Source organism: Flectobacillus sp., from assembly GCF_049240685.1.
GTDB lineage: Bacteria > Bacteroidota > Bacteroidia > Cytophagales > Spirosomataceae > Flectobacillus.
Map to the genome: position 1 here is coordinate 1 of NZ_JBMLSD010000502.1, position 22,635 is coordinate 22,635.

General features: G+C 38.1%; 12 protein-coding genes. 4 read left to right on the forward strand and 8 right to left on the reverse strand.

Features of this window, described 5'->3' with window-relative positions; all coding sequences use genetic code 11:
• Positions 1-46 precede the first annotated feature (46 nt).
• Both ACOVQ4_RS23320 and ACOVQ4_RS23325 read left to right on the forward strand, forming a co-directional pair.
• Positions 47-2,995, forward strand: coding sequence for an insulinase family protein (locus ACOVQ4_RS23320; RefSeq protein ID WP_421822987.1), 2,949 nt, complete (start codon positions 47-49; stop codon positions 2,993-2,995).
• Positions 2,996-3,107: 112 nt separating this feature from the next.
• Positions 3,108-4,235: an NAD(P)/FAD-dependent oxidoreductase gene (locus ACOVQ4_RS23325; RefSeq protein ID WP_421822988.1), complete on the forward strand. Its 1,128-nt coding sequence runs from the start codon at positions 3,108-3,110 to the stop codon at positions 4,233-4,235.
• A 315-nt stretch (positions 4,236-4,550) separates the two neighbouring features.
• On the opposite strand, the gene ACOVQ4_RS23330 is transcribed toward ACOVQ4_RS23325, so the two are convergent.
• Positions 4,551-5,009 carry an Lrp/AsnC family transcriptional regulator gene (locus ACOVQ4_RS23330; protein ID WP_421822989.1) on the reverse strand — a complete coding sequence of 153 codons (459 nt, stop codon included), beginning with the start codon at positions 5,007-5,009 and terminating at the stop codon, positions 4,551-4,553.
• A 341-nt stretch (positions 5,010-5,350) separates the two neighbouring features.
• Between ACOVQ4_RS23330 and ald the strand changes: the two genes are divergently transcribed.
• Positions 5,351-6,466, forward strand: a complete 1,116-nt coding sequence (ald, locus tag ACOVQ4_RS23335; RefSeq protein WP_421822990.1) for an alanine dehydrogenase — start codon at positions 5,351-5,353, stop codon at positions 6,464-6,466.
• A gap of 68 nt (positions 6,467-6,534) precedes the next feature.
• Here ald and ACOVQ4_RS23340 read toward each other — a convergent pair whose 3' ends face one another.
• The 6 genes from ACOVQ4_RS23340 to ACOVQ4_RS23365 form a co-directional block, all read right to left on the reverse strand.
• The gene (locus ACOVQ4_RS23340; protein ID WP_421822991.1) at positions 6,535-8,943 is read right to left on the reverse strand and encodes a glycogen debranching protein; all 2,409 of its coding nucleotides are present in this window, start codon (positions 8,941-8,943) and stop codon (positions 6,535-6,537) included.
• 192 nt (positions 8,944-9,135) lie between these two features.
• Positions 9,136-10,797: a glucoamylase family protein gene (locus tag ACOVQ4_RS23345; protein WP_421822992.1), complete on the reverse strand. Its 1,662-nt coding sequence runs from the start codon at positions 10,795-10,797 to the stop codon at positions 9,136-9,138.
• 361 nt (positions 10,798-11,158) lie between these two features.
• Positions 11,159-11,992 carry a LamG domain-containing protein gene (locus tag ACOVQ4_RS23350; RefSeq protein WP_421822993.1) on the reverse strand — a complete coding sequence of 278 codons (834 nt, stop codon included), beginning with the start codon at positions 11,990-11,992 and terminating at the stop codon, positions 11,159-11,161.
• Between the two features lie 38 nt (positions 11,993-12,030).
• A complete protein-coding gene (locus ACOVQ4_RS23355) occupies positions 12,031-13,518 on the reverse strand; it encodes a RagB/SusD family nutrient uptake outer membrane protein (protein ID WP_421822994.1) in 1,488 nt (495 codons plus the stop codon).
• A 51-nt stretch (positions 13,519-13,569) separates the two neighbouring features.
• On the reverse strand, positions 13,570-16,707 hold the full coding sequence (locus ACOVQ4_RS23360; RefSeq protein WP_421822995.1) for a SusC/RagA family TonB-linked outer membrane protein: 3,138 nt from the start codon (positions 16,705-16,707) through the stop codon (positions 13,570-13,572).
• Between the two features lie 152 nt (positions 16,708-16,859).
• A complete protein-coding gene (locus ACOVQ4_RS23365) occupies positions 16,860-18,452 on the reverse strand; it encodes a glucoamylase family protein (protein ID WP_421822996.1) in 1,593 nt (530 codons plus the stop codon).
• A 236-nt stretch (positions 18,453-18,688) separates the two neighbouring features.
• On the opposite strand from ACOVQ4_RS23365, the gene ACOVQ4_RS23370 reads away from it, so the two are divergent.
• Positions 18,689-21,556: a hypothetical protein gene (locus tag ACOVQ4_RS23370; protein ID WP_421822997.1), complete on the forward strand. Its 2,868-nt coding sequence runs from the start codon at positions 18,689-18,691 to the stop codon at positions 21,554-21,556.
• Positions 21,557-21,785: 229 nt separating this feature from the next.
• Here the strand turns inward: ACOVQ4_RS23370 and coaD are convergent, their stop codons facing one another.
• Entirely contained in the window at positions 21,786-22,241 is a 456-nt protein-coding gene (gene coaD, locus ACOVQ4_RS23375) for a pantetheine-phosphate adenylyltransferase (RefSeq protein ID WP_421822998.1), read from the reverse strand.
• Positions 22,242-22,635 lie beyond the last annotated feature (394 nt).

Below are 22,635 nucleotides of genomic sequence, written 5' to 3' on the forward strand. Positions count from 1 at the left end.
GTTCATCAAAATGACTAAATCTTATTATAAAAACATCTTTAACAGTATGCCAACTTTCTTTAAAGCACTTCTCACTTCGGCATTGGTGGTATCGAGTTTAGGTTCCATCGCCCAAACTAAGTATGAGTGGAAATCGGCTAATTCAAGTGGTTTTACCTACAAATACGTAAGTAATGACCCGATGAAAGCTCGTTTTTATCAGCTCAAAAATGGATTAACCGTTATCCTTAGCGAAAATCACAAAGAACCCCGCATTCAAGCTCTAATCCCAACACGTGCTGGGTCGAACACAGACCCTAAAGACCATACTGGTTTGGCACATTATCTTGAGCACATGTTGTTTAAGGGTACCGACAAATACGGTTCATTGGATTGGTCAAAAGAAAAACCGCTTTTAGACAAAATTGATGCCCTTTACGAACAGTACAACAAAACAACAGATGCTGCCAAACGTAAGGAAATCTACAAAGAGATTGACAAAACTTCTGGTGAAGCTGCCAAATATGCCATTGCCAATGAGTACGATAAAATGATGGCAGCGATGGGTGGTCAAGGTACCAATGCCTTTACTTCGTACGAACAAACGGTTTATACAGAAGATATCCCAACAAACGCTATTGACCGCTTCTTGGCATTACAAGCTGAACGCTTCAGAAATCCAATTCTTCGTATTTTCCATACTGAATTAGAAGCAGTATATGAAGAAAAAAACCGTAGCTTGGATAACGACCCTTGGAAGGTTGAAGAAATCAAATACGCTGCGCTGTTCCCTACTCACAATTATGGTCAACAAACAACCATTGGTACAATTGAGCACTTGAAAAACCCGTCTTTGATTGAAATCAGAAACTATTTCAAGAAATACTATGTGCCAAACAACATGGCTATTATCATGGTAGGTGATTTCAATTCTGATGAGTTGATTAAGAAAATTGACAAGGCTTTTGCTTATATGCAACCAAAGCCTGTGCAAGAATATAAGCCTGCTCCAGAAGCTCCAATCACTGCTCCAATTGTGAAAGAAGTATTTGGTCCAACGCCTGACAATATTACGATTGCGTGGAGATGGCCAGGTGCAGTAAGTCCGAAAGAACATATTATTGGGACTATTGTAGACGAATTGATGTCTAACTCAAAAGCGGGTTTGATTGATATCAACTTGTCGAAAGCTCAAAAAGTATTGCGAGCAGGTTCAAATCCTGACTGGAATAAAGATTATTCGGTATGGACTTTGAGCGGTACACCGAAAAATGGTCAAACATTAGAGGAGGTTCGTGATTTATTGTTAGGTCAGCTAGACTTATTGAAAAAAGGTCAATTTGACGAGTCTATCATCAAGGCAATTGCAGCCAACTACAAACTTAATGCCATTCAGGGTCTGGAGAAAAATGATGCTCGTGCTTATAAATTATTGAATGACTTTGTGGTTTCTAAAGGCGCAGATTGGAACGAAACGTCGGCGATGACCGATGCCTTGAGCAAAGTTACTAAACAACAGGTAATTGATTTTGCAAACAAATATTGCGGAAATGGTTATGTAATTGTTTACAAACGTAAAGGTGAAGATAAAAACATTATCAAAGTTGACAAGCCAGAAATCACACAAGTTGAAACCAACCGTGAAAAACAATCTGAGTTTTTGAAATCGATTAATGGAATGCCAATGAAGGAGATTCAACCAAAATGGTTGGATTACAACAAAGACCTTCAAAAAGGTAAGGTTGGACCAGCAGAGGTACTTTATGTAAAAAATGAAGACAATGATTTATTCCGTTTGACCTATCGTTTTGATATGGGTAGCTGGAATAGTAAGGTATTACCTATTGCTTTGCAATACTTGAACTTCTTGGGAACGCCAACTATGTCGGCCGAGGAAATCAGTAAGGAATACTACAAATTGGCGAGCAACTTCGGGGCAAACTTTACCGACCACCATATCAACCTTTCGCTCTCGGGCTTGAATGAAAACTTCGACCGTACCGTTTCGATTTTTGAACAACTTATTACTCAAGCAAAAGCAGACCCTGCAACGTTTGAATTGCTAAAAGGTCGTTTGATTAAACAACGTAACGACGCAAAAGCAAACAAAGGCGCAATCCTTCAAGGTTTGGCACAGTATGCACAATTTGGTGCGAAAAATCCTCGTACAGCGCTGAACTTTACAAATGACGAATTGAAGGCATTGACAGTTGATGAGGTGGTAAACTTCCTAAAAGATTTATTCAACTTTAAGCATACAGTTATTTACTATGGTCCAAAATCTTTGGAGCAATTTAGTACTGACTTTGCGAAAGTGCATAAATTCCCTGCACAATTCAAAGCAAACTTACCATTGGTAGCTAATTTTGATCGTATTACGCCTTCAAAAACACAAGTATTGTTTACAAACTTTGACATGGTACAAGCTGAAATCGATTGGATTCGTCCAACTGTGAAGTTTGATCCAGCTCAAACGCCAGTGGTGGAGTTATTTAATAATTATTTCGGTGGAGGTATGTCGTCAATCGTTTTCCAGACTATTCGTGAATCAAAAGCTTTAGCTTACTCAACTTACGCTTATTATTTTACGCCAAATACTAAAGATGAGAAATACTTTTTACTTGGCTACGTAGGAACACAAGCAGATAAATTGAATGAGGCTATCCCTAGTATGAATGAGCTTTTCAACGTTTTCCCTGCTTCTGAAAAGAACTTGGAAACAGCCAAAGAAAGTATGTTGAAAAACTACCAAACAGAGCGAATCACCCAAGATGCTATTGCATTTAACTACTTGGCAGCTCAAGAAAAAGGCTTGAATTATGACGAAAGAGCTAAAATATTTGAAGCTTTAGGTAAGCTTGGTTTGGAGGATTTGAAGAAATTCCAAGAAGCAAACATTGCAAATAAACCTGTTACCTATTGTATTGTAGGTTCAGACACTAAAATCAAAGTAGACGAACTTAGCAAATATGGAGAAGTGAAAAAATTAACTCTTGAAGAGGTATTTGGGTACTAATTCTTAAAAAAGACGCAGATTAGACGGCTATGTTTATCGTAGCCGTTTTTTTATTTAAAAACTTTCTTGAACTTCTACTAGTTTCATAATAAAAAGGAAGAACAATCTTAGCATGGAGTCAAAAACTCAGATATATCCCGTCGCAATAGTTGGAGGAGGTTTGGCAGGTTTATGCGCTGCCATACATTTACAAAAAGAAGGGAAACAAGTAATTTTATTCGAAAAAAAGCAATATCCCTTCCATCGTGTTTGTGGTGAATATGTTTCGAATGAGACAAGAAAGTATCTCAAAAAAATTGGATTAAATCTAGACGAACTAGGGGTTCAAGAAATTCAAAAATTCCAATTCACCTCTCCTTCTGGTGGTAGCTTGACTAGTCCACTGGACCTCGGAGGCTTTGGCATTAGTCGATATACACTTGATAATGAACTCTATAAATTAGCGCTAGCCTCTGGAGTAGATTGTAGAGTCAACACCGAAGTTGAACAAATTACTTTTGAGAAAAACCTTTTTAAAATACAAACAAGCCACTCCAACGACCCCATACAGGCACAATATGTGATAGGCTCTTATGGGAAAAGATCAAAAATAGATGTCACACTAAATCGAAATCATTTAACTCGTCGAAGTCCCTATATCGGCATTAAGTATCATATCAATTACGATTATCCTAAAGATTTAATCAGTTTGCACAATTTTGAGAATGGTTATTGTGGAATCTCAGCAATTGAAGACAACAAATACTGTTTGTGTTACTTGACAACTCGTGAAAATTTAAGAAAATATAAGAATGTATCTGAGATGGAAAGGAATATTCTCTGGAAAAACCCTCATCTTAAGAAAATATTTTTGGAAGCCGAATTTCTATATCAGAAGCCAGAAGTCATCAATGAAATTTCATTTTCGCCAAAAACACAAGTAGAAAATCATATTCTGATGATTGGAGATACCGCTGGATTAATCACCCCTCTTTGTGGAAACGGCATGGCTATGGCGATTCATGGCGCAAAGATTTTATCGGAATTACTTTTGAAAAATTTTGACAATAGAACTTTTGTAGAAAGACAATACCAAAAAGCATGGAAAAATAATTTTGGATTTAGAGTTTGGGCTGGTCGACAAATTCAGTCTTTGTTTGGACATCCTATTCTAACAGAGTTTGTCCTCCATTTTTTTAAACTTTTTCGACCTGCCTTAAGTATTTTTATAAAGGCAACTCATGGAAAAGAATTTTCTTGAAAAAAATTATATTCTGTTTGATTCTTTTTTTACAAAATCAAATTTGCATTTTTTTAATATTACAAAACTTAATAAACCATTTAGCAGTTTCTTCAAATATTTTAATAATAAGCAAAAATACTTATATTTGCTTATGTAAAATATAGGTGTTATGTTTGCATACCAAATTACACTTCAACGATAGACCTGTAAGCGTTTTCGAACTACTTACGGGTCATTTTTTTTATATCTTTCCTCTTCATTCTTATCTGACAAATATCTTTTGGCTTTAGATTACCACACTCGAATAAGGGTGCTACTAACAGATAACTCCGCTTATAAGGGAATTACTGTCGTGGTTTTTACCTCAGACATCACAAACGAACTACTAATGTGCGCCACACTCGGAAGAGCCGAAAGTTTCTTTTGGTAAAAATCATTGTAAGCTTCCATGTCCTTTGCTATTACCTTGATTAAATAATCATAATTTCCAGAAACAATACAACATTCTATTACTTCAGGATATTGGTGAATTGCCTTTTCAAACTCTACAAAATGATTTTTTTGTTGCTTATCGAGCGTAATATTACAATACACCATTAAAGGATTCCCTAACTTCTTACGGTTGAGAATGGTTACGTATTTCTCAATGATTTCTTCCTGCTCCAATCGCTTAATTCTATCGTGCGTGGGAGTCATGGATAAATTAATCTGCCGAGCAATTTCCTTAATAGTTAATTGCGCATTTTCTTGAATTAATTGCAATATTTTTACATCAATCGTGTCTAAATTCATAAGAAAAAAGAAATTTTTATTAGTTAAGATTAGAAAAACAGCCCCAAAACAGGATATTTTCCTCTGAAATAACAAATTTATTTTAACTATTTCTTATTTTATTATGATGTATAAAATATTTTTCTGTTATCACTAATTTTGTCAAACACTTCATCAACACAAACAACAAATCCCTAAGAAGTCGGTTGTAAAAATTGTTATTTATGTGTGGCGAATTGGATTAACGAGATTGAATACAAGGGATAGATAGAAAAAATTTCGAATGAGGAATGACCAGTATTGACTGGTACATAACACAATCAGCAACCGACTCACTTAGGCTTAACCCCCAACCAAAACTTATGATTATCGGCGTACCTAAAGAAATCAAAAACAACGAAAACCGTGTAGCGCTTACCCCTGCTGGTGTTGCTGAATTTAAGAAAAACGGACATACGGTTTATATACAAACAAGTGCTGGTGTAGGAAGTGGCTTCACAGACGAAGCTTATGAAAAAGCGGGTGCAACTATACTTCCAACAATCGAAGCTGTGTATCAAATTGCAGAGATGATTGTAAAAGTAAAAGAACCTATAGCGGCTGAATATGACTTGATTAAAGAAAATCAATTATTATTTACCTACTTTCACTTTGCCTCTTCTGAAGAATTAACACATGCCATGATCAGACGCAAAGCAATTTGTTTGGCGTACGAAACGGTAGAAAAAACAGATAGAAGCCTACCCCTTTTGGTGCCAATGTCCGAAGTTGCTGGACGTATGGCGATTCAAGAAGGAGCGAAATATTTAGAGAAACCAATGGGTGGACGTGGTATTTTGTTGGGCGGTGTAGCTGGTGTAAAACCTGCCAATGTATTAGTTTTAGGTGGTGGTATCGTGGGTACACAAGCCGCTAAGATGGCAGCAGGTTTGGGCGCAAACGTAACAATCATGGATATTAGTTTGCCAAGATTACGTTATTTGGAAGACGTAATGCCTGCCAACGTTGACACAGTGATGTCAAATGAATACAATGTACGTGAGGCAATCAAGTTAGCTGATTTGATTATCGGTGCTGTATTGATTCCCGGAGCGAAAGCGCCACATTTGATTACTCGTGATATGTTGAAAGATATGAAGCCAGGAACCGTGCTAGTCGACGTAGCAGTTGACCAAGGTGGTTGTATCGAAACTTGTACACCAACAACACACGAAAATCCAACATTTGTAATTGATGAAATCGTGCACTATTGCGTAGCCAATATGCCAGGAGCTGTACCATATACATCTACCTTAGCATTGACAAACGCTACATTACCGTACGCAATCCAGTTGGCAAACAAAGGTTGGGAAAAAGCATGTAAAGAAAATGAAGAATTGAAAAAAGGCTTGAACGTAGTAAATGGCAAGATAGTTTACAAAGGAGTTTCTGAAGCTTGGAAACTGCCTTATTGTCACATTTCAGAGGTTTTGGCTTAATTGATTATATATTAGGTGATGTTTAAAAGGCTATCCAATTGGATAGCCTTTTCTATTGTAAAATCCGTTTATCGAACCTCCACTATATTCTTTAAACCCCTTACCCACACAAAATCAAATCCATCTTCTGTCGTTGGTTTTGCAGATTTCCCATTAACTTTCCATTTGGTATATTTCCCTTTGGGGTATTGTACTTTTATTTTCCAAGCAGCTTGTGTTTGTAGTAAATCGACTTTTTCAGAGGATTTTGATTTTTGGTAAACCATCGTTAAACTATTATTTCCAATCTGTACTTGTTCTAATTTCGCATCGTTCCATGAGGTTGGCATTTGAGGTTGCACAACAATCATCTTCTCTCCCGCTTGCGGACGAATCCCAAAAAATTGCTTGATAATCGGGGTGGCATAACTGTACAAATTCCAAGCTTGACACATCATACCATAGTCTGGCGAAACTTCATATATCGCTCCGGGAAGCACATAACTAAATGTTTTAGTCATTTTATTCAAATACCACAAAGCCCTATCAGGATTACCATAATTGTTCTCTCCAATAGCCACCACACCCGTTGGCAAGGTCATCACTGCACCTGTATAGGTAAAAGATTTTCGTACAAAAGTGGAAGGGGCCTCCTCAGCGTTAGAGCTTTCGTCTCTGTCGATACCTGTTACAAATGCACCAAATGGATTAGTATATTTTCTGGCATTAGTCAACGCCAATTTAGCTTTTTCAGGGTCGGCTATCCCCATTTCCATAGGCGTATTGATGACCCAGTTATGATGTAAGGCAAATCCCTTTTTTGTTCCTTGTGGCAAAGCCTCCACGCTAGACTTTAATTGTTTTAACTCTGCAACTGCCCAAGGTTTTTGTAGGGTATCTGCTCTTACAATTGCGTCGTCTATCAAGTGTAACGTTTGCTCTCTTGTACCGATAAAGTCGGCGAAAGACTGACTTTCTGGCACCCAAAAATCGGTATTGATTTGATGTTTTATTTGCATAGCATTGCGCTCATATTGCAAACCTTGTTCAGTATCTCCTACGATTCTTGCAATCTTTGCGGCATCTGCAAAGGCTTTTTGGGTATAAACCGCCACGTCAATCATCTCGCTATTGAGTCCGTGAATTTCCATCATACCGAAACCATCAGGAAGCAAGTTTTTATCTTTGTCATTTTCCTTTAGAAGCCAATCTAATCCTTTTTTGATAACAGGATAATACTTTTGTAAAAATGCTTTATCTCCTGTCCATTGATATATCTCCCAAATCATGCTGGCAAATTGAGGGGTTTCATTCACATTGCCAGGGTTAAAAACTACTCCATTTGAAGACACCTCGTGTACGATACGCCCATTTCCATTTTCTTTTTCTGAAAGTTTATTCAAAACCCCTACAGCATCGTAGACTAGATCTTTTTTTCCAGTTGCCACTAAGCCTTTCAAGGTATATTCGGCATCTGTACCAAACCACCAAGGGTAATCGGGCATACCAGCCGACATACCTCGTCCCACGGCTGGGACATCGCGCACAAGCCAATCCGTATTGTATTTTACCCAACGAAAGGCTTGCTCTAATTTTTTATCTGGAACCGTCAGCGCAGATTGCTTGGCGATAGATTCATATCTTTTGATTTTTTGTTGCAGTAAAACAGAAGCACTTTTCTGAGTTTTGGTAAAAGTGTGATTCGCTAAAGTTTCAGACTGATAAGAACCTGCTATGACAATAGGTAAAATAAATTTTGATTTGGGGGCAATCTCAATACGATAAACTAAGCTAGCTTTTGTTCCTAAACCTTGAGATTTAAAATGACATTCTGATGCTTTTAGATGATGTGAAGTAGCAATAATATTTGCACCAAACTGCACATACCAAGGGTTGTTTTGGTCTTTTATAAGCCAAGATTGAGTTTTATTTTGCCAAGTAGCTTTATCCTCGGCATCAATCATATTTGTTCTTTCGCCTAACCACACAGGACGTAAATCGCTATGACCTGTAAATTCAAACTCAAAGGTTTGTGGACTAGAGCCTTGATTTTCAAAAGTATATTCTACTACAATCGCTTCTGTTTTATCAGGAACAAACTGAAATCTTTGGATAGAAAGATTGGGTAATATATCTTGATAAATATGCTTGTTACCAAAAGGATAATTGACAAAAGAAGTGGCTTGGTCAAGGCAATGAGCAGTACCGTTGGCTTGTATTTTAGCAGAAAAGCCATCCATCAATTTGATTGGATGATTCCAGATTCCTCCCATTTCGCCAGTGACGTGCCAACCCAAATCAGGAAATTGCCCATTTTGATGCCCGACCATATAAAGTCGATCACCAGCAGTGACATAAGGTGTATTCAGATAATTTTTTTTTCCAGTAATACTCTCTGATTTTTTGGTCAAATCTAATAAAGAGGCTTTTTGAGCCTTTGCTTGGAAGGCGGCAACAACAAGGCTTCCCAACACAAGGGTTTTGAGGATTGATTTCATATTTATTTATAAAAATGGATTTATTCTACATCAAATTTAATGATTTATGGATACTTTGCTGTCAGGGTTTATTTTTTACAAAAAAATCCGTAACACTCATAGAGTGCCACGGATGCAGTATTACGCGGTTTAATAAAATTTTTGAAGTGTTCGGTTTGAAAAACTCGGTTTGAAAAACTCGGTTTGAAAAACTCAGTTAGTCAATTCAAGTTTTTTTAATCCATTTTTGACTTCTGGACAAGACATAAACAAATTCCATAACAGTCCAGAACGGTGGTTTTCTATCATCACAATGATGGGACCTTGGTCGATTGCCAAAAAGCTGTTAGCATACCAAAACTTATTCAAATTGAAAGCATCTACAAAGCCATATTCTTTCCAAATTTTATCACCCAATTTGTAATAGAAAAACTGCAAAGCCTGCATAGATTCTGTTGGAGTGTAAGGAAAGGAAGATAGCGCTGCTGTTGGAGAAATCACGCCTAAATCATTATCAGGGGCATGCGCAGAATACCCATTTTCGTTATCGCTAGCCGTGAGCCCCCAACAATTTTCACCATAGAAAGCATATTGTTTAGGATTGGCTTTGCAATAGAGATAATTGATTTGCGCATGTGCTTTGTTCTGGTCAAAATAATTGGTGTATTGGTCGGTCAACAGTTTGGGATTAAGTCCTAAAAATGAGTAGTGGGTAAAAAATAAGGGGCCACCCATATTAATTCCCAACGGCAGCTTAACGCCAAAAAAGCTATTCCCATTTTTGAATGCACCATTGCGAGTCCAGCCATTTTGATATACGTCTTTGGAAATCGCATATTTTTCGGAGGAAGCCGCTAAAACATAAGTAATCAAAGCCTCATTCCATCCAGAAATTTTCATATTCATCGCCCAAGCATCAGTTGGCGACCAATGCCAATAAAGCCCATTAGAAGTATTTTGAGTAAACCAATTCCATTCGACGCCATTCCAAAGAGCATTTATTTTTTGACGAAGTGTAATTTCTGCTTGCGAATTGCCATCAAAATATTGTCGAGCTGTCAATAAGCCTTGCATCAAAAATGAGGTTTCGACCAAATCTGCGCCATTGTCTTTAGCACTAAATGGCACCGTTTTACCCGTAGCGCCATTGAGCCAATGTGGAAATGCGCCATGAAACTTCTCAGCTTGATTAGTCAAAAAATCAACTATTGTGCTGAGGCGTTGTAGGCCTTGGTCACGTGTTATAAACTTTCGTTCAATTCCTACCACCATTGCCATAATGCCAAAGCCCGAGCCACCAGAGGTGACAATATCGCCAGAGGTATTTCGTTCGCGAGCCAGCCCCGACACAGGATGCCCAAAATCCCAGAAATAGCGAAAGGTTTGTTGTTGAACCTTGGTCAGCAACTCCTCATCGCTAATTCTTGGAAATTTGTCTTTCGCATCTAATTGAGTAGTTAGATTTACAGTGAATTCTGTACGCAAATTGCCTCCTGCTTTCGACTTTAGTCTGTTGTTTACTGATAAAGTGTATTTGTTGAGATAATCCAAATCAAGTGCGGGTTTGATTACAATCGCACTGTCATTTTGAGTTAAAGAAGTTTGTACAGCAAAGGAATTTCCAGCAGTATTTTTTAACAAAATCGCTGATGCTAGCGAACTAGCATCTAGCGCTGTATTGAAAGTAAGGATTATTTCAGGTTTTATCGTAACATCTTTATAATCAAAGCCATTGAAGTCTCCATTCACTCTTAAAGTATTGAGACTAAACGAGCTAGGTGTGGGCGTAGGCTTTACGTCCTCTGTCGCTTTTTTGGAGCAAGCGCAAAGAAGCGTAATTAACACACAAAATAGTTGATAAGGTAAGACTTTCATAAAATTGGGATGTTATGCAAAGATGAATAAATTCATCTGCTAAATGGAATCTTTGGTCAAAACTATTCATATCGTAAAACTTCAACCCAGACCTCTTTTTTCCTCAAAATAAAATCAACGACCTACCCGAAGATAGGTCGTTTGAAACATAAGGCTCTAAGCATTAGGCTTTATGCCGTAGGCTAAAATTTCAGACAAATTTCTCCTAATTTTGCCTATTACTTCGGGCTTATACAATTTTGAAGCTGCATAAAAACTAAATAAATCAATTCGGGATAGATAGATGTAAGTGATTAGCTGAGAATGAAGATTTATGATTTTTTAAAAAACATCCTCACTCCCAACTTATCACTTGCAAGGATTATTTTCCTCTGCCTTCTAGCTTCACCAAGGCATTTACCTCGTTCTCGGCTAAGGCCTTGTTATAGATTCGTACTTCGTCGAGCTGACCATTCAAGAAGCTAGCCCACGATTGTTTATCACCTCCATTTAGGCTAGGACTTGTTTGGAATTGAACCGTTCCAAACACCATTTTAGCAGCATTTTGAAACTTGATGCCACCATAGCCAGCAACTACTTGAGTGGCAATTTTATTACCGTTGTAATACACCTTAAAAGTAGAAGAACTCTCATCGTAAGTAACCGCAATATTTGCCCATGTATTCCAAAGATTATTTAAGTCGTAGTTCCCCAACCAAGCATCTTTTCCAGCATTGTTTACATGAATTTTCAGCAAGCCTTTGGCATCTGTAGCGCCATTTTCCATGAAAATTGTAAGATTTCCCCAAAAGGAAGAAGAGTTAGCAATATCTACTAGACCAACGATACCTGCATCATTTTTCTTCATGTTTACCCAAGTGGTTACCGTGAAGCTCGAAAGGTTTTGGATAGCAGAAGGCACATTACTCACTACATATTTATCGATACCTCCTACCAAAGCTTGCCCTTTTACGCCACCTGCAAAGCTAGTACCCGTGGCTTCGCCAGCAGTTTTGGATACAGCATCAATATAGTTGTTGTCGAAAGACCAATAGCCAACCAAGTTACTTGGCGCAATTTCGGTAGTACTCGTATATCCTCCGATAGAAACGGCTGGAGCGTAGGTAGAAGCGTCAAACTTCTCATAACAAGAACTCAACAACATAGATGAGCCAAGTAAGCCAGCCAATAATGATTTATTTTTGAAAATATTCATAGTTACGAACTCAAATTAAAGTTAGACATTGACAAAAACTAGTATCCAGGGTTTTGCTTAAGCACGCCAGCACTTAGGTCAATTTCGTTTTGAGGAATTGGAAAAACCTCATGAATACCCGCTTTAAAGCCTTTTTTACCTAAAACTTCAGCACCTCTACCCTGACGAACCACATCAAAGAAACGATCAAACTCCATGGCCATTTCTACACGTCTTTCGTGGTAAATTGCTTTACGAAGTTGCGCTTGGTCAGTCGTAGTTACTCTTGGAAGGATGTTTGGATTGCCTTGTCGAGCACGAGCACGAACCATTTCTAAGGATGCCAAAGCATCAGCGGTGTTACCCAATTCCATATTGGCCTCGGCATTCATCAATAAAACTTCAGCATAACGCATCACTCTTACATTTTGCTCGGCACCTTCGTTGTAACCAGAAACAAACAGAGAGAAGGGTACATACGACTTCTGGTTGTACATAGGGTTATCTCCAGTAGCTGGAATAGCATCGCCTTGAGGTGTAGTTTCGCCACGGAAAATAATCGTTGCATCCAAACGGGGGTCACCAGCTTCAAACTCTGCTACTAGGTCTTGCGTTGGTACATTGAAGCCCCATCCTCCTCCTTGTGAGCCACGCACACCCTGGACTTGAGAATATTGTGAACTAGAAGCCGCGGCATTTCCCAGAATCAACTTACATTGGATTTCGAAGATAGATTCTTTGGAGTTTTCGTTAGGAATACGAAATACTGAATCATAATTTGGCAATAAGGCATAACCCATACCCATCACCTGCTTGGTAAGATTTACGACATCACTCCATTTTTTCTGATACAAAGCTACTTTTGCATTTAATCCTAAAGCAGCACCTTTTGTAGCACGACCAACATCTGCTGCGCCGTAAGTTTGTGGTAAAACTGTTGCTGCATCTTGCAAATCTTTTTCAATAGCTGCCCAAACTTGTGCCTTAGGCGTACGAGCCAAATTGTATTGAGAGGCATCGGTTGCCAATGATAATCGCAAAGGAACATCCCCAAAAGCACGTACCAATCTAAAATAGCAGTAGGCACGAACAAACTTAGCTTCTGCTATGTAGCGAGCCTTTAAGCCTTCGTCCATACTTATGGCAGGGATATTAGTAATTACCTGATTGGCATAGTTAATAGACTGATACTGACCAGTCCAGAAATCAGCAATTTGACCTTCTGTAGAAGTATGAGTAAAAGTGTCAAATTTGTTGAAAAAGGTGGCATCACTTGGGCTACTACCTTTTTCGGCATCATCAGACGGAACACTTTCGACCGCAATTGGAGCAAAAGCCGTGTTATTCCAAGAGCGAAGGTTGGCATACATGGCATTTACGGCCTTTGTCGCATCTGCTTCATTTTTCCAGAATTGTTCAGATGGTTGTTGACCTTGTGGCGGAACTTCCAAAAAGCTATCACTACAGCTTGATAGAGTCAACACTAAGGCAACTGGTAAATATTTCCCTACCTTGAGGGCTGTTGAAATAATGCTATATTTTTTCATAATTCTTTCTCTTTTCAGTTTCTAAAAATTCTTTAAAATAAAATGGAATGATTAGAAAGTAACATTTAAACCAAAGTTGTAGGTAGCGTACATTGGATACACATTGGTATCGATACCCGCATTAATGGTAGCGCTTGTACCGCTCGAAGCAGCGCCACTGCTGTTGTAAGCCCCTGTAACTTCAGGCGTAAAACCTCTATATTTAAAGAAGTTCAAGGCATTTTGTGCATTGGCAAATACACGCAATTTTTTGATGTGCAATTTGTCTGTGATATTACTTGGTAAAGAGTAACCCAACTGAATATTACGAACACGGAAGTAAGCACCACTTTCTACAAAGAAAGAGTTTGGACGGTAGTTATCTCCTCCACCGATATTTACAGACGGATATGTATTAGATGTACCCTCTCCATGCCAACGATTATTATAGAAATCCTTTGTAAAGTTTTCGTTACCGTAACGCAAGCCCAAGTTTGCATTGTAGATATCTACCCCTGCCACACCTTGGAAGTCAAGCATCAAATCAAATTGTTTGTAGTTCCAGTTAGTATTGATACCATAGCTAAATTTAGGATTTGGATTACCGAGTGGTGCGCGGTCAAGGTCCGAAATAACGCCATCAGGTCTGCCGTCTGGACCGCTAATATCACGGTATTTGAAATCACCAGGCTTTGCATTCTTCTGTGCTGAGGCTGCTACTTCTGCTGTATTTTGGAAAATACCATCCACGATATATCCAAAGAACTGACCAATAGGCTGCCCTTCAATGGTACGAGTAGCCAAAGCTCCTCCTGTGGAAGCTGCTCCACCAGAATAGATAGGATTAGCACCTGTTACTACACGCAAAACTTTGTTATCGTTGATACCAATGTTACCACCAATTGAGAAAGAAAGGTCTTTTGAAATCGTATTTCTGTAATTCAACACAAACTCATAACCTCTGTTTTGAATATCAGCTTGGTTACCCGTAATCGTACTCGAACCTGTACCAATAGAAGAAGGAATGGGAATATCAAAAATCGCCATTTCAGTTTTTCTATTGTAATAATCTGCTTCGAAAGTCAATTTATTTTTCAAGAAAGCCATTTCTACACCAATATCAGTACCTACACTTCTCTCCCAATATGTTGTTGGAGGCACTACCGAGTTAATACTTGCACCTGTATAGATTTGATCTCCAAAAATTGCCGTTAAATTAGCTGCTTGATTTACACGCAATACTGATACGTTGGCAGGAACCGAAGCGTTTCCTACTTTACCCCAGCTCGCTCTGAATTTCAAATTGTCAAAGATTTTTTGGTCTTTCATGAAATCTTCTTCAGAAACTACCCAACCCAAACCTACAGATGGGAAATATCCCCAACGGTTATTGCCCGCAAATTTTGAAGAACCATCCGCGCGGAGGGATGCATTGAGCATATATCGGTTTTTGAAGGCATAATTTACACGACCGAAATACGAAGCAATGGTACTCAAATCGCCATAATCACTAATTTGGCGACCATCTACATTGCCCAAAGTCAAATACAAATCTCCTTCAGATGTATTAGGTACATTTTGTGCCGAGGCGTTGATTCCATAAGCACGGTAGCTTTGTGCGGATTGACCAACCAATATTCTTACATTATGATCTTTGTTGAAGGTATTATCATAACTCAAGGTATTTTCTAAAATCCAGTTGCGGTTTTCTGCTCTACCTACATTAAGCGTACTTACGGTAGTGCGCTGTCTTAGAGTTGCCACAAAAACTGGGGTATAGTTACGAACTTCAGTTTGTCTAAATTCGCCACCAATACTGGTATGGAATGTAAAATGTTTTGCAAAATTCAAATCTGCAAATACATTACCTGTCAAGCGATAATTCGTAGTTTTTTGGTTATAAAAATCCAAAGTAGCTTGCGGATTGTAATTTGCTCCATCACCCAAATTGTAATCACTAGGGTCGCCATAAGTACCGTCAGCATAATACACTGGTACTACGGGTGCTGCTGAGTACAATTGTCTAAAAATCGCAGGAGGTGCATCCTTTGAGGTACTTGCAGCCCCCGTTACCGAATAACCTACTTTCAAGTGTTTGAATAATTGGTAATCGTTTTGTAAGCGAGCGGTATATCTGTCAAAGTTATTGCCTTCTACCAAACCAGCTTGATTCAAATAACCTAATGAAAAATTGTAAGTAGATTTCTCAGAACCACCTGCCAATGAAATTTGATGATTGGTTACTGGCGCACTTCTCAAGCCAACACGATACCAGTCAGTACCTTTACTAAATTTAGAAGGGTCGAGTACTTGGCTACCACCGTTGATAATCGACAACTCGTTTACCATCGTTGCAAACTCATTAGCATTAGCCATTTCTAATTGATTACTCACCCTTTGAACACCATAAGAGGCATTATAAGTAATCGTGGTTTGTTCTGCTTTTCCTTTTTTAGTGGTAATCAAAATCACACCATTCGCCGCACGAATACCATAGATAGATTGTGCAGAGGCGTCTTTCAATACGTTCATCGATTCGATATCGGCAGGGTTTAGGAAAGAAATATCGTCAAACCAAACACCATCCACTACATACAAAGGATTTGGGTTACCGTATACCGTACCCAAACCACGAATTCGAATTTGGGGAGAAGCCCCGGGCGCGCCAGAGTTATTGATTTGAACCCCTGCTACTTTACCTTGCAATGAACTTACTGCGTTTACAGAGGCCTGTTTCGCAATTTCTTCGCCTTTTACAGAAACAACAGCTCCTGTTACATCCATTTTACGCTGCGTTCCATACCCTACAAATACCACCTCATCTAGCTCTTTAGAAGAATTTTGAAGGGTAATGTTGATACTACTTCTGCCGTTTACTAATATCTCTTGGGTTTCGTAACCTACCGAAGAAATCACCAAAATAGCATTATCGGCAACAGTCAGCGAGAAGTTACCATTCACATCGGTATTAGCACCCTTGTTAGTTCCTTTCACTCGGACTGCCACACCTGGAATAGGCTCACCTTTGGCATCTGTTACTTTACCAGTCACTTTGGTATCTGCCACTGACTGCACATATCTTGGCAATACTTTCGCTTCCGAAAATACTGGCCCCGCGACCATCGTCGCCAAGCAAGCATATCTAAAAAATTGGGTAATTGGTTGTGCATACCCATTTTTAGATAAAAAAGTAAATGGTTTTTGTTTCATACGTTTTGCTAATTAGAATTGTAAGCACTAAGCATTGAGGTAAGGCAAAAGACGATTAAGTAATGGTTTGGAGTTTTATCAACACTTACCCTACACTCGTTTATTTAAAATATGATGGAGAGTCAGAAAAAATCTTTCCTATCATAGATGATTTATTTTAAGTGGATTGTTAAAGAAATCTCTGTATTATCTTGCAAAATTGTGGCCTTGTACGTCCCGTATTTTGCTTTAAAATGTACTTGTTGCATACCTTTCAAACTAGTGGTAGAGGCAATCAGCACTTGTTTTTTACCGTTTTTGTCAGTAATAAATACCTCCACTGGTTCGGGTCCTTTTACGGCAAAATCAAGAATAAAATCGTCCGAATCAGGGTGTTTGGTTAGATTGACGTCCTTCGTTTCGGGGTCGGGTTGATACATATAAAATCCCGTAGGGTACTCAGGTTTTTGAATGCCCATTTTCTTCAAACCTATTTGGAGTTCTTTGATATTTTCGCCCAACTTCCAAAGCAATCCCGAACGATAGTTTTCAATCATAACCACCATTGGGCCTTGGTCTATAGCCAAATACTGATTAGAATACCAGTTTTTGGTTGTGTTGAAGGCATCATAAAAACCATATTTCCCAAAAAGCGTTGCTCCTTTTTTCAAATACATATAACGCATGGCCTGATAAGACTCGAATGGTGTATAGGGAAACGACGAAATTGCGGCCGTTGGGCTAATGGTGCCATTATCGTTGGTAGGCGAGTGCGCATCATAAAAATTGTAATCATCACTCGCAGTCAAACCCCAATTATCTGTAGAATAACCAAACTCCTTGGGAGCTTCTTTTACACAATGCTTATAGTTGATAAGTGTCTGAGCTTGATTGTGTTGCCAGTAATTAGTTCTTTCATCCTGCATCAAACGTGGATCGAGGCTTAAGTATGAATAATGCGCAAAAAACAATGGTCCACCATAAGGAAATCCCACACTCAATTTGTAGCCTAGGTAGTCTTTACCATTTTCATAGAAATCACTCTTTTTCCAAGTATTTTGATAAACTTCTGGTTTGATAGCATGTGTTGGCGAACCCAAGGCCAAGACATAAGTAATCAAACATTCGTTGTATCCTCTGATAGGCATATTCATATCCCAATTGTATTGTGGAGACCAGTGCCAATATAAATGACCATCGCCTCTGGAGGCGTACCAATCCCATTCTACACTTTCCCACAATTTGGTAATCGTTTCTCTGAGTGATTTCTCCGATGGAGTATTGGCGTCAAAATATTCTCTTGCTACCAAAAGACCATTTACCAAATAGGCAGTCTCTACCAAATCTCCCCCGTTATCTTTTTCGCCAAAAGGAACCATCTTACCAGTTCGGCCGTCCAACCAATGTGACCATGCGCCGTGAAATCTCTCAGCTTTAGCCAAAAAATTAGTCATCTTTTGTAGGTGCTTTACAGCTTCTGCTCTTGATATCCAACCTCTATGAACCGCTGCAACGATACTTTGAATACCAAAACCTGTGCCCCCAGAGGTTACAATATTGGGGGTAGCTGTACGCTCGGGCGCCATACCAGAAATAGGATGCGCAAAATCCCAGAAATACTGAAAGGTGGCTTTTTGAACAGTTTCTATATACTCATATTTCTCATTGAGTTTTACCAGTTTGGCTGGTGTTTCTATTTTTTGTTGTGCCCATCCAGACTGCATCATTCCCAGTGCAAGTCCCAAAGCTAAAGTTGCTTTTTTCATTATTTCAGTCGATTTGGGATAGATTTTTCTAAAATCAAAAACTATTTATTTAAGGTTTTATTGGTAATACTTTTTGACAGAATTATTATTTTTTTTATAAAAACTTTAAATTTGACATGGCAAATGTAGATTTAAAATCAACCTTATTCCTAATTTTGGGGTACATCATTACTACATCAAAACCCTTTTTTTTCATTGTTTAGGCATATTTTAACTACGTCATACACAATTTTAAGATGATTGGAGCGACTTTGGGATTGACAAAACTATTTTACGAGAAAAAACTACTTGTGTTTTTTACTTTCTTCTTTCTAAATATCATTCAGGTATTTGGTTTGAAGCTGAACGCTATCAATTCAATCGGTAGTCCAGAGATTATAAATTTTACCAAACAGCAATACGGAGCTCATTATCAAAACTGGGATGCTACTCAAGACCCACTAACGGGCTTTATGTATTTTGCCAATTCGAAAGGTATGCTTGAATATGATGGAAGCAACTGGAAAACCTTTGAGTTGCCTCGCAAACAAATTGTGCGCTCGGTAGCAGCAGATGGAACTGGAAGAATCTATGCGGGAGGTATGGGTTGTTTTGGGTATTGGGAGGCCAATGAAAAAGGAACGCTCACGTTCCATTCTCTAACTCATCTCATCAAAGATCGAGAGTTTCCTCGTGAGGAAGTTTGGCATATAGTACCTTACAAAGATGGTATCTTATTCCAATCTTTTGCTTTTATGTACTTCTACCAAAATGGTAAAGTCCGAAAACTTAAAAATCCGGGAACTATACTTTTTACGCATGAAGTTCACGGACGACTCTTCGTTGATATCATCAATAAGGGTTTGTACGAAATAGTCAATTTTGAATTTAAGTTATTACCCGAAGGTGAAAAACTAAGTAAAGAAGCCATCGATGTAATTTTACCTTATGACAAAAATCAATTACTTGTTTGTACCAACAATGGACTATTCGTGCACAACGGAAAATCCGTTGTACCTCTCAACAAAAAAACAAATGAATTTTTCCAACAATTTCGGCTCAATCGTGCTATTCGATTACATAATGGTCAATATCTCTTTGGAACTTTGTTAAACGGGGTGGTTCTGACAGACTCAGCAGGAAATATCCTTCGGCATATCAATCAGCGACAAGGCCTTCAGAACAATACAGTATTGACACTCTTTGAAGACAAAACACATAATGTATGGGTTGGACTAGATAAGGGTATCGATTTATTGATGCTGAGTTCTACCTTAAGCTTTTATCGTGATTTAGAAGGCTATCTGGGTACGGTGTACGATATAGAATCTCTTGATAGTTGGTTGTATGTGGGCACCAATCAAGGTTTGTACTGTAAACCCATCCATTCCAACGAATCTTTCAAACTTGTTCCTCGTACCCAAGGGCAAGTTTGGGATTTGAGTGTAATTGATAATCAGCTATTTTGTGGCCATAACAACGGGACTTTTTTGATTAATAAAAACAAAGCCATACAAGTTTCGGATATAACAGGCGGATGGACTATCAAAAAACTTCGAAGCAATCCTAATTGGTTAGTACAAGGCACTTACACTCGACTTTGTTTTTACAAAAAACAAACAAATGGCTCATGGAAATTTGATCATGTTTTAGACAAATTCCCGGGTTCGTTTACCCAAGTAGAAGAAGATCAAAATGGCGCATTGTGGGTACATGGTCCCTCTACGGGTATCACCCATCTAAAGCTGAATAATGATTTCAAAAAAATAGTTTCTAGTCAAAAATTTGAAGGTTCCGAATTTCAAAACAACCTACTAAACCTTCGATTTTTTCAAAACAAGGTACTCATCACGACTCCCGAAGGCATAAAATCCTTTGATGCGCAATACAAACAGTTCAAAATCGATGAAACCATCCAAAAATGGTTGTTTGGTGCTTTAGTAATCAAACTTTTCCCCATCTCAGAAACAGAAATTTATGTTTTACGAAAAGATGGCTCATTGAGTTATGCCAAAGTAGGCAAAAAACCTATCGATATCCCTGTGCCCAATAACAGATGGGTTGATATCTACGAAAATGTTGTCAAAATAAACACAGGTGAGATGCTCGTTTGCACAGAAGATGGCTTTGTTATACTTCCGCCAAATCAGGAAAATGAAATAATTACTACTAAAAAAGCCAAACCATTTATCCGAAGTGTTTCTGTACTTGAGGACAGCACTGCTTACATCTATCGTTTTCCTCCTCAAAATCAAGAAATTACCCTCAACTACCATCAAAACAGTTTGAATATTATTTTTAGTACAACTAGCATAAACCCCAAAACAAAATACAGCTATTGGCTAGAGAATGGCATGAAATCATGGTCGCCTTATCAGTTTGTCTCAATGAAAGAATTTAGTAATCTCCAGGCTGGCACCTACATTTTTCATCTAAAATCTAATCAAGATAATTCAGAAAATACCATAACCATAACAATATTGCCACCTTGGTATTGGAACAAATGGAGTAAGGGCTTGTATCTGGCAGTATTTGTCCTAATCAATTTATTATTCTATAGATATCAAGACCGAAAATTTAGACTCAAACAACTAAAAGAACGTCGAAAGCTCGAAAGACGAATCAGAAGACAAACAGAATTAAACGAACAAGAAATCATTCGGTTGAGAAATGAACAACTAGAACAGGATGTTATCCGTAAATCGGAGGAGTTAGCCAACTCTACCATGACCTTAATCAAAAAGAATGAGTTGTTGTTGGAGATAAAACAGGAGGTTGAAAACTTAAAAAAGGAATCAGGGAAAAATATTGGCAATCAGCCCTACCGACTCATCATGAACTTGATTGACAGTAATATTTCCTCTGAACAAGATTGGCAGGTATTTGAATCCAACTTCAATAAAGTCCATGAGGAGTTTTTAAAGAAGCTTATTGATAAATACCCTAATTTAACTCCAAGTGACCTGAAATTAGCAGCCTACTTACGCATGAATTTATCGAGTAAAGAAATTGCGCAACTATTTAATATAACTCATCGAAGTGTAGAGCTAAAGCGATACCGATTACGTAAAAAAATGGAATTGGATACAGAAGTGAATTTAGGTGAATTTATGATGAAAATCTAATCACCTACCTCTCAAATAGTTATAGCCGTTGCATGCAACGGCTATAGGAAAACTTTGATTATCAATGCAAGAATGATTTGTTTGCTGAAGGCTTGAAGCGAAAGGTTTTTTATAATTTCAAAAAAATACCCTTATTTTTTGAGCTTACTGATTACCTCTCAAAGCCTATTGTCTGAGACCTAACGCTAACTTGGAGTCATTATCAATATCGATTGATTTAGCGTTACAATTATTCTAGTTTATAAGGTAAAAATTCATCTACATTGGTACCATAACGATGTAAATCTCGGATAATCGTTGAGCTGATGGGAGCCAAATGCGGAGAGGTAATCAAAAATACGGTCTCTAAGCCTTTTACCAAATATCGATTTACTTGAGAAATAGAGTTTTCGTATTCAAAATCAGTTGTATTTCGTAACCCTCTAAGCAGAAAGTTAGCGTTCATTTCTTGCGCCACTGTGGCGGTCAGGTTGTTGTAGGCCACTACTTTGACAGGCTTACCCACAAAAGTCTGCTCAATCCAAGTGGTCATTTTATCAATAGGAAAATATCGGTTCTTGTTTGAATTATGCCCAATCCCCACAATTACTTCATCAAATATCTCCAAAGCTCTCAACACAATATCCTCGTGCCCTTTGGTAAAAGGATCAAATGACCCTGGGAAGAATGCGATTTTTTTATCCACCTTTATAAAGTTTATTTCAAAGTCAATAGATTTCGGACGCAATAATAAGGTACTTTTTCTAGGAAAACATTTATTGTGCTACTATTCTTTCCTAATTTATCTAAATCAGAGAAAAGATTGTATCAATTTTAATTCGTGATATAAGCAGTAGGAAAGATTAAATCAATAGTATATCTGAGGCAAAACTTGCCTGTAACCTTTTGATTTTGAATAACTTCAAATAACTGATATACTACTAACTAATAACGTCTTCCTACTTAAGTTATCGTGCAAAATTATTTTTAAGTTTTGTGTTTTAGGGACAAGGCACCAGGCACAAGGCAAAGAATGTTAAAATGCTTTTAACGACCACGGACAAGCATTTTTCCCATAGCCCACCGCCGAAAGCCGATAC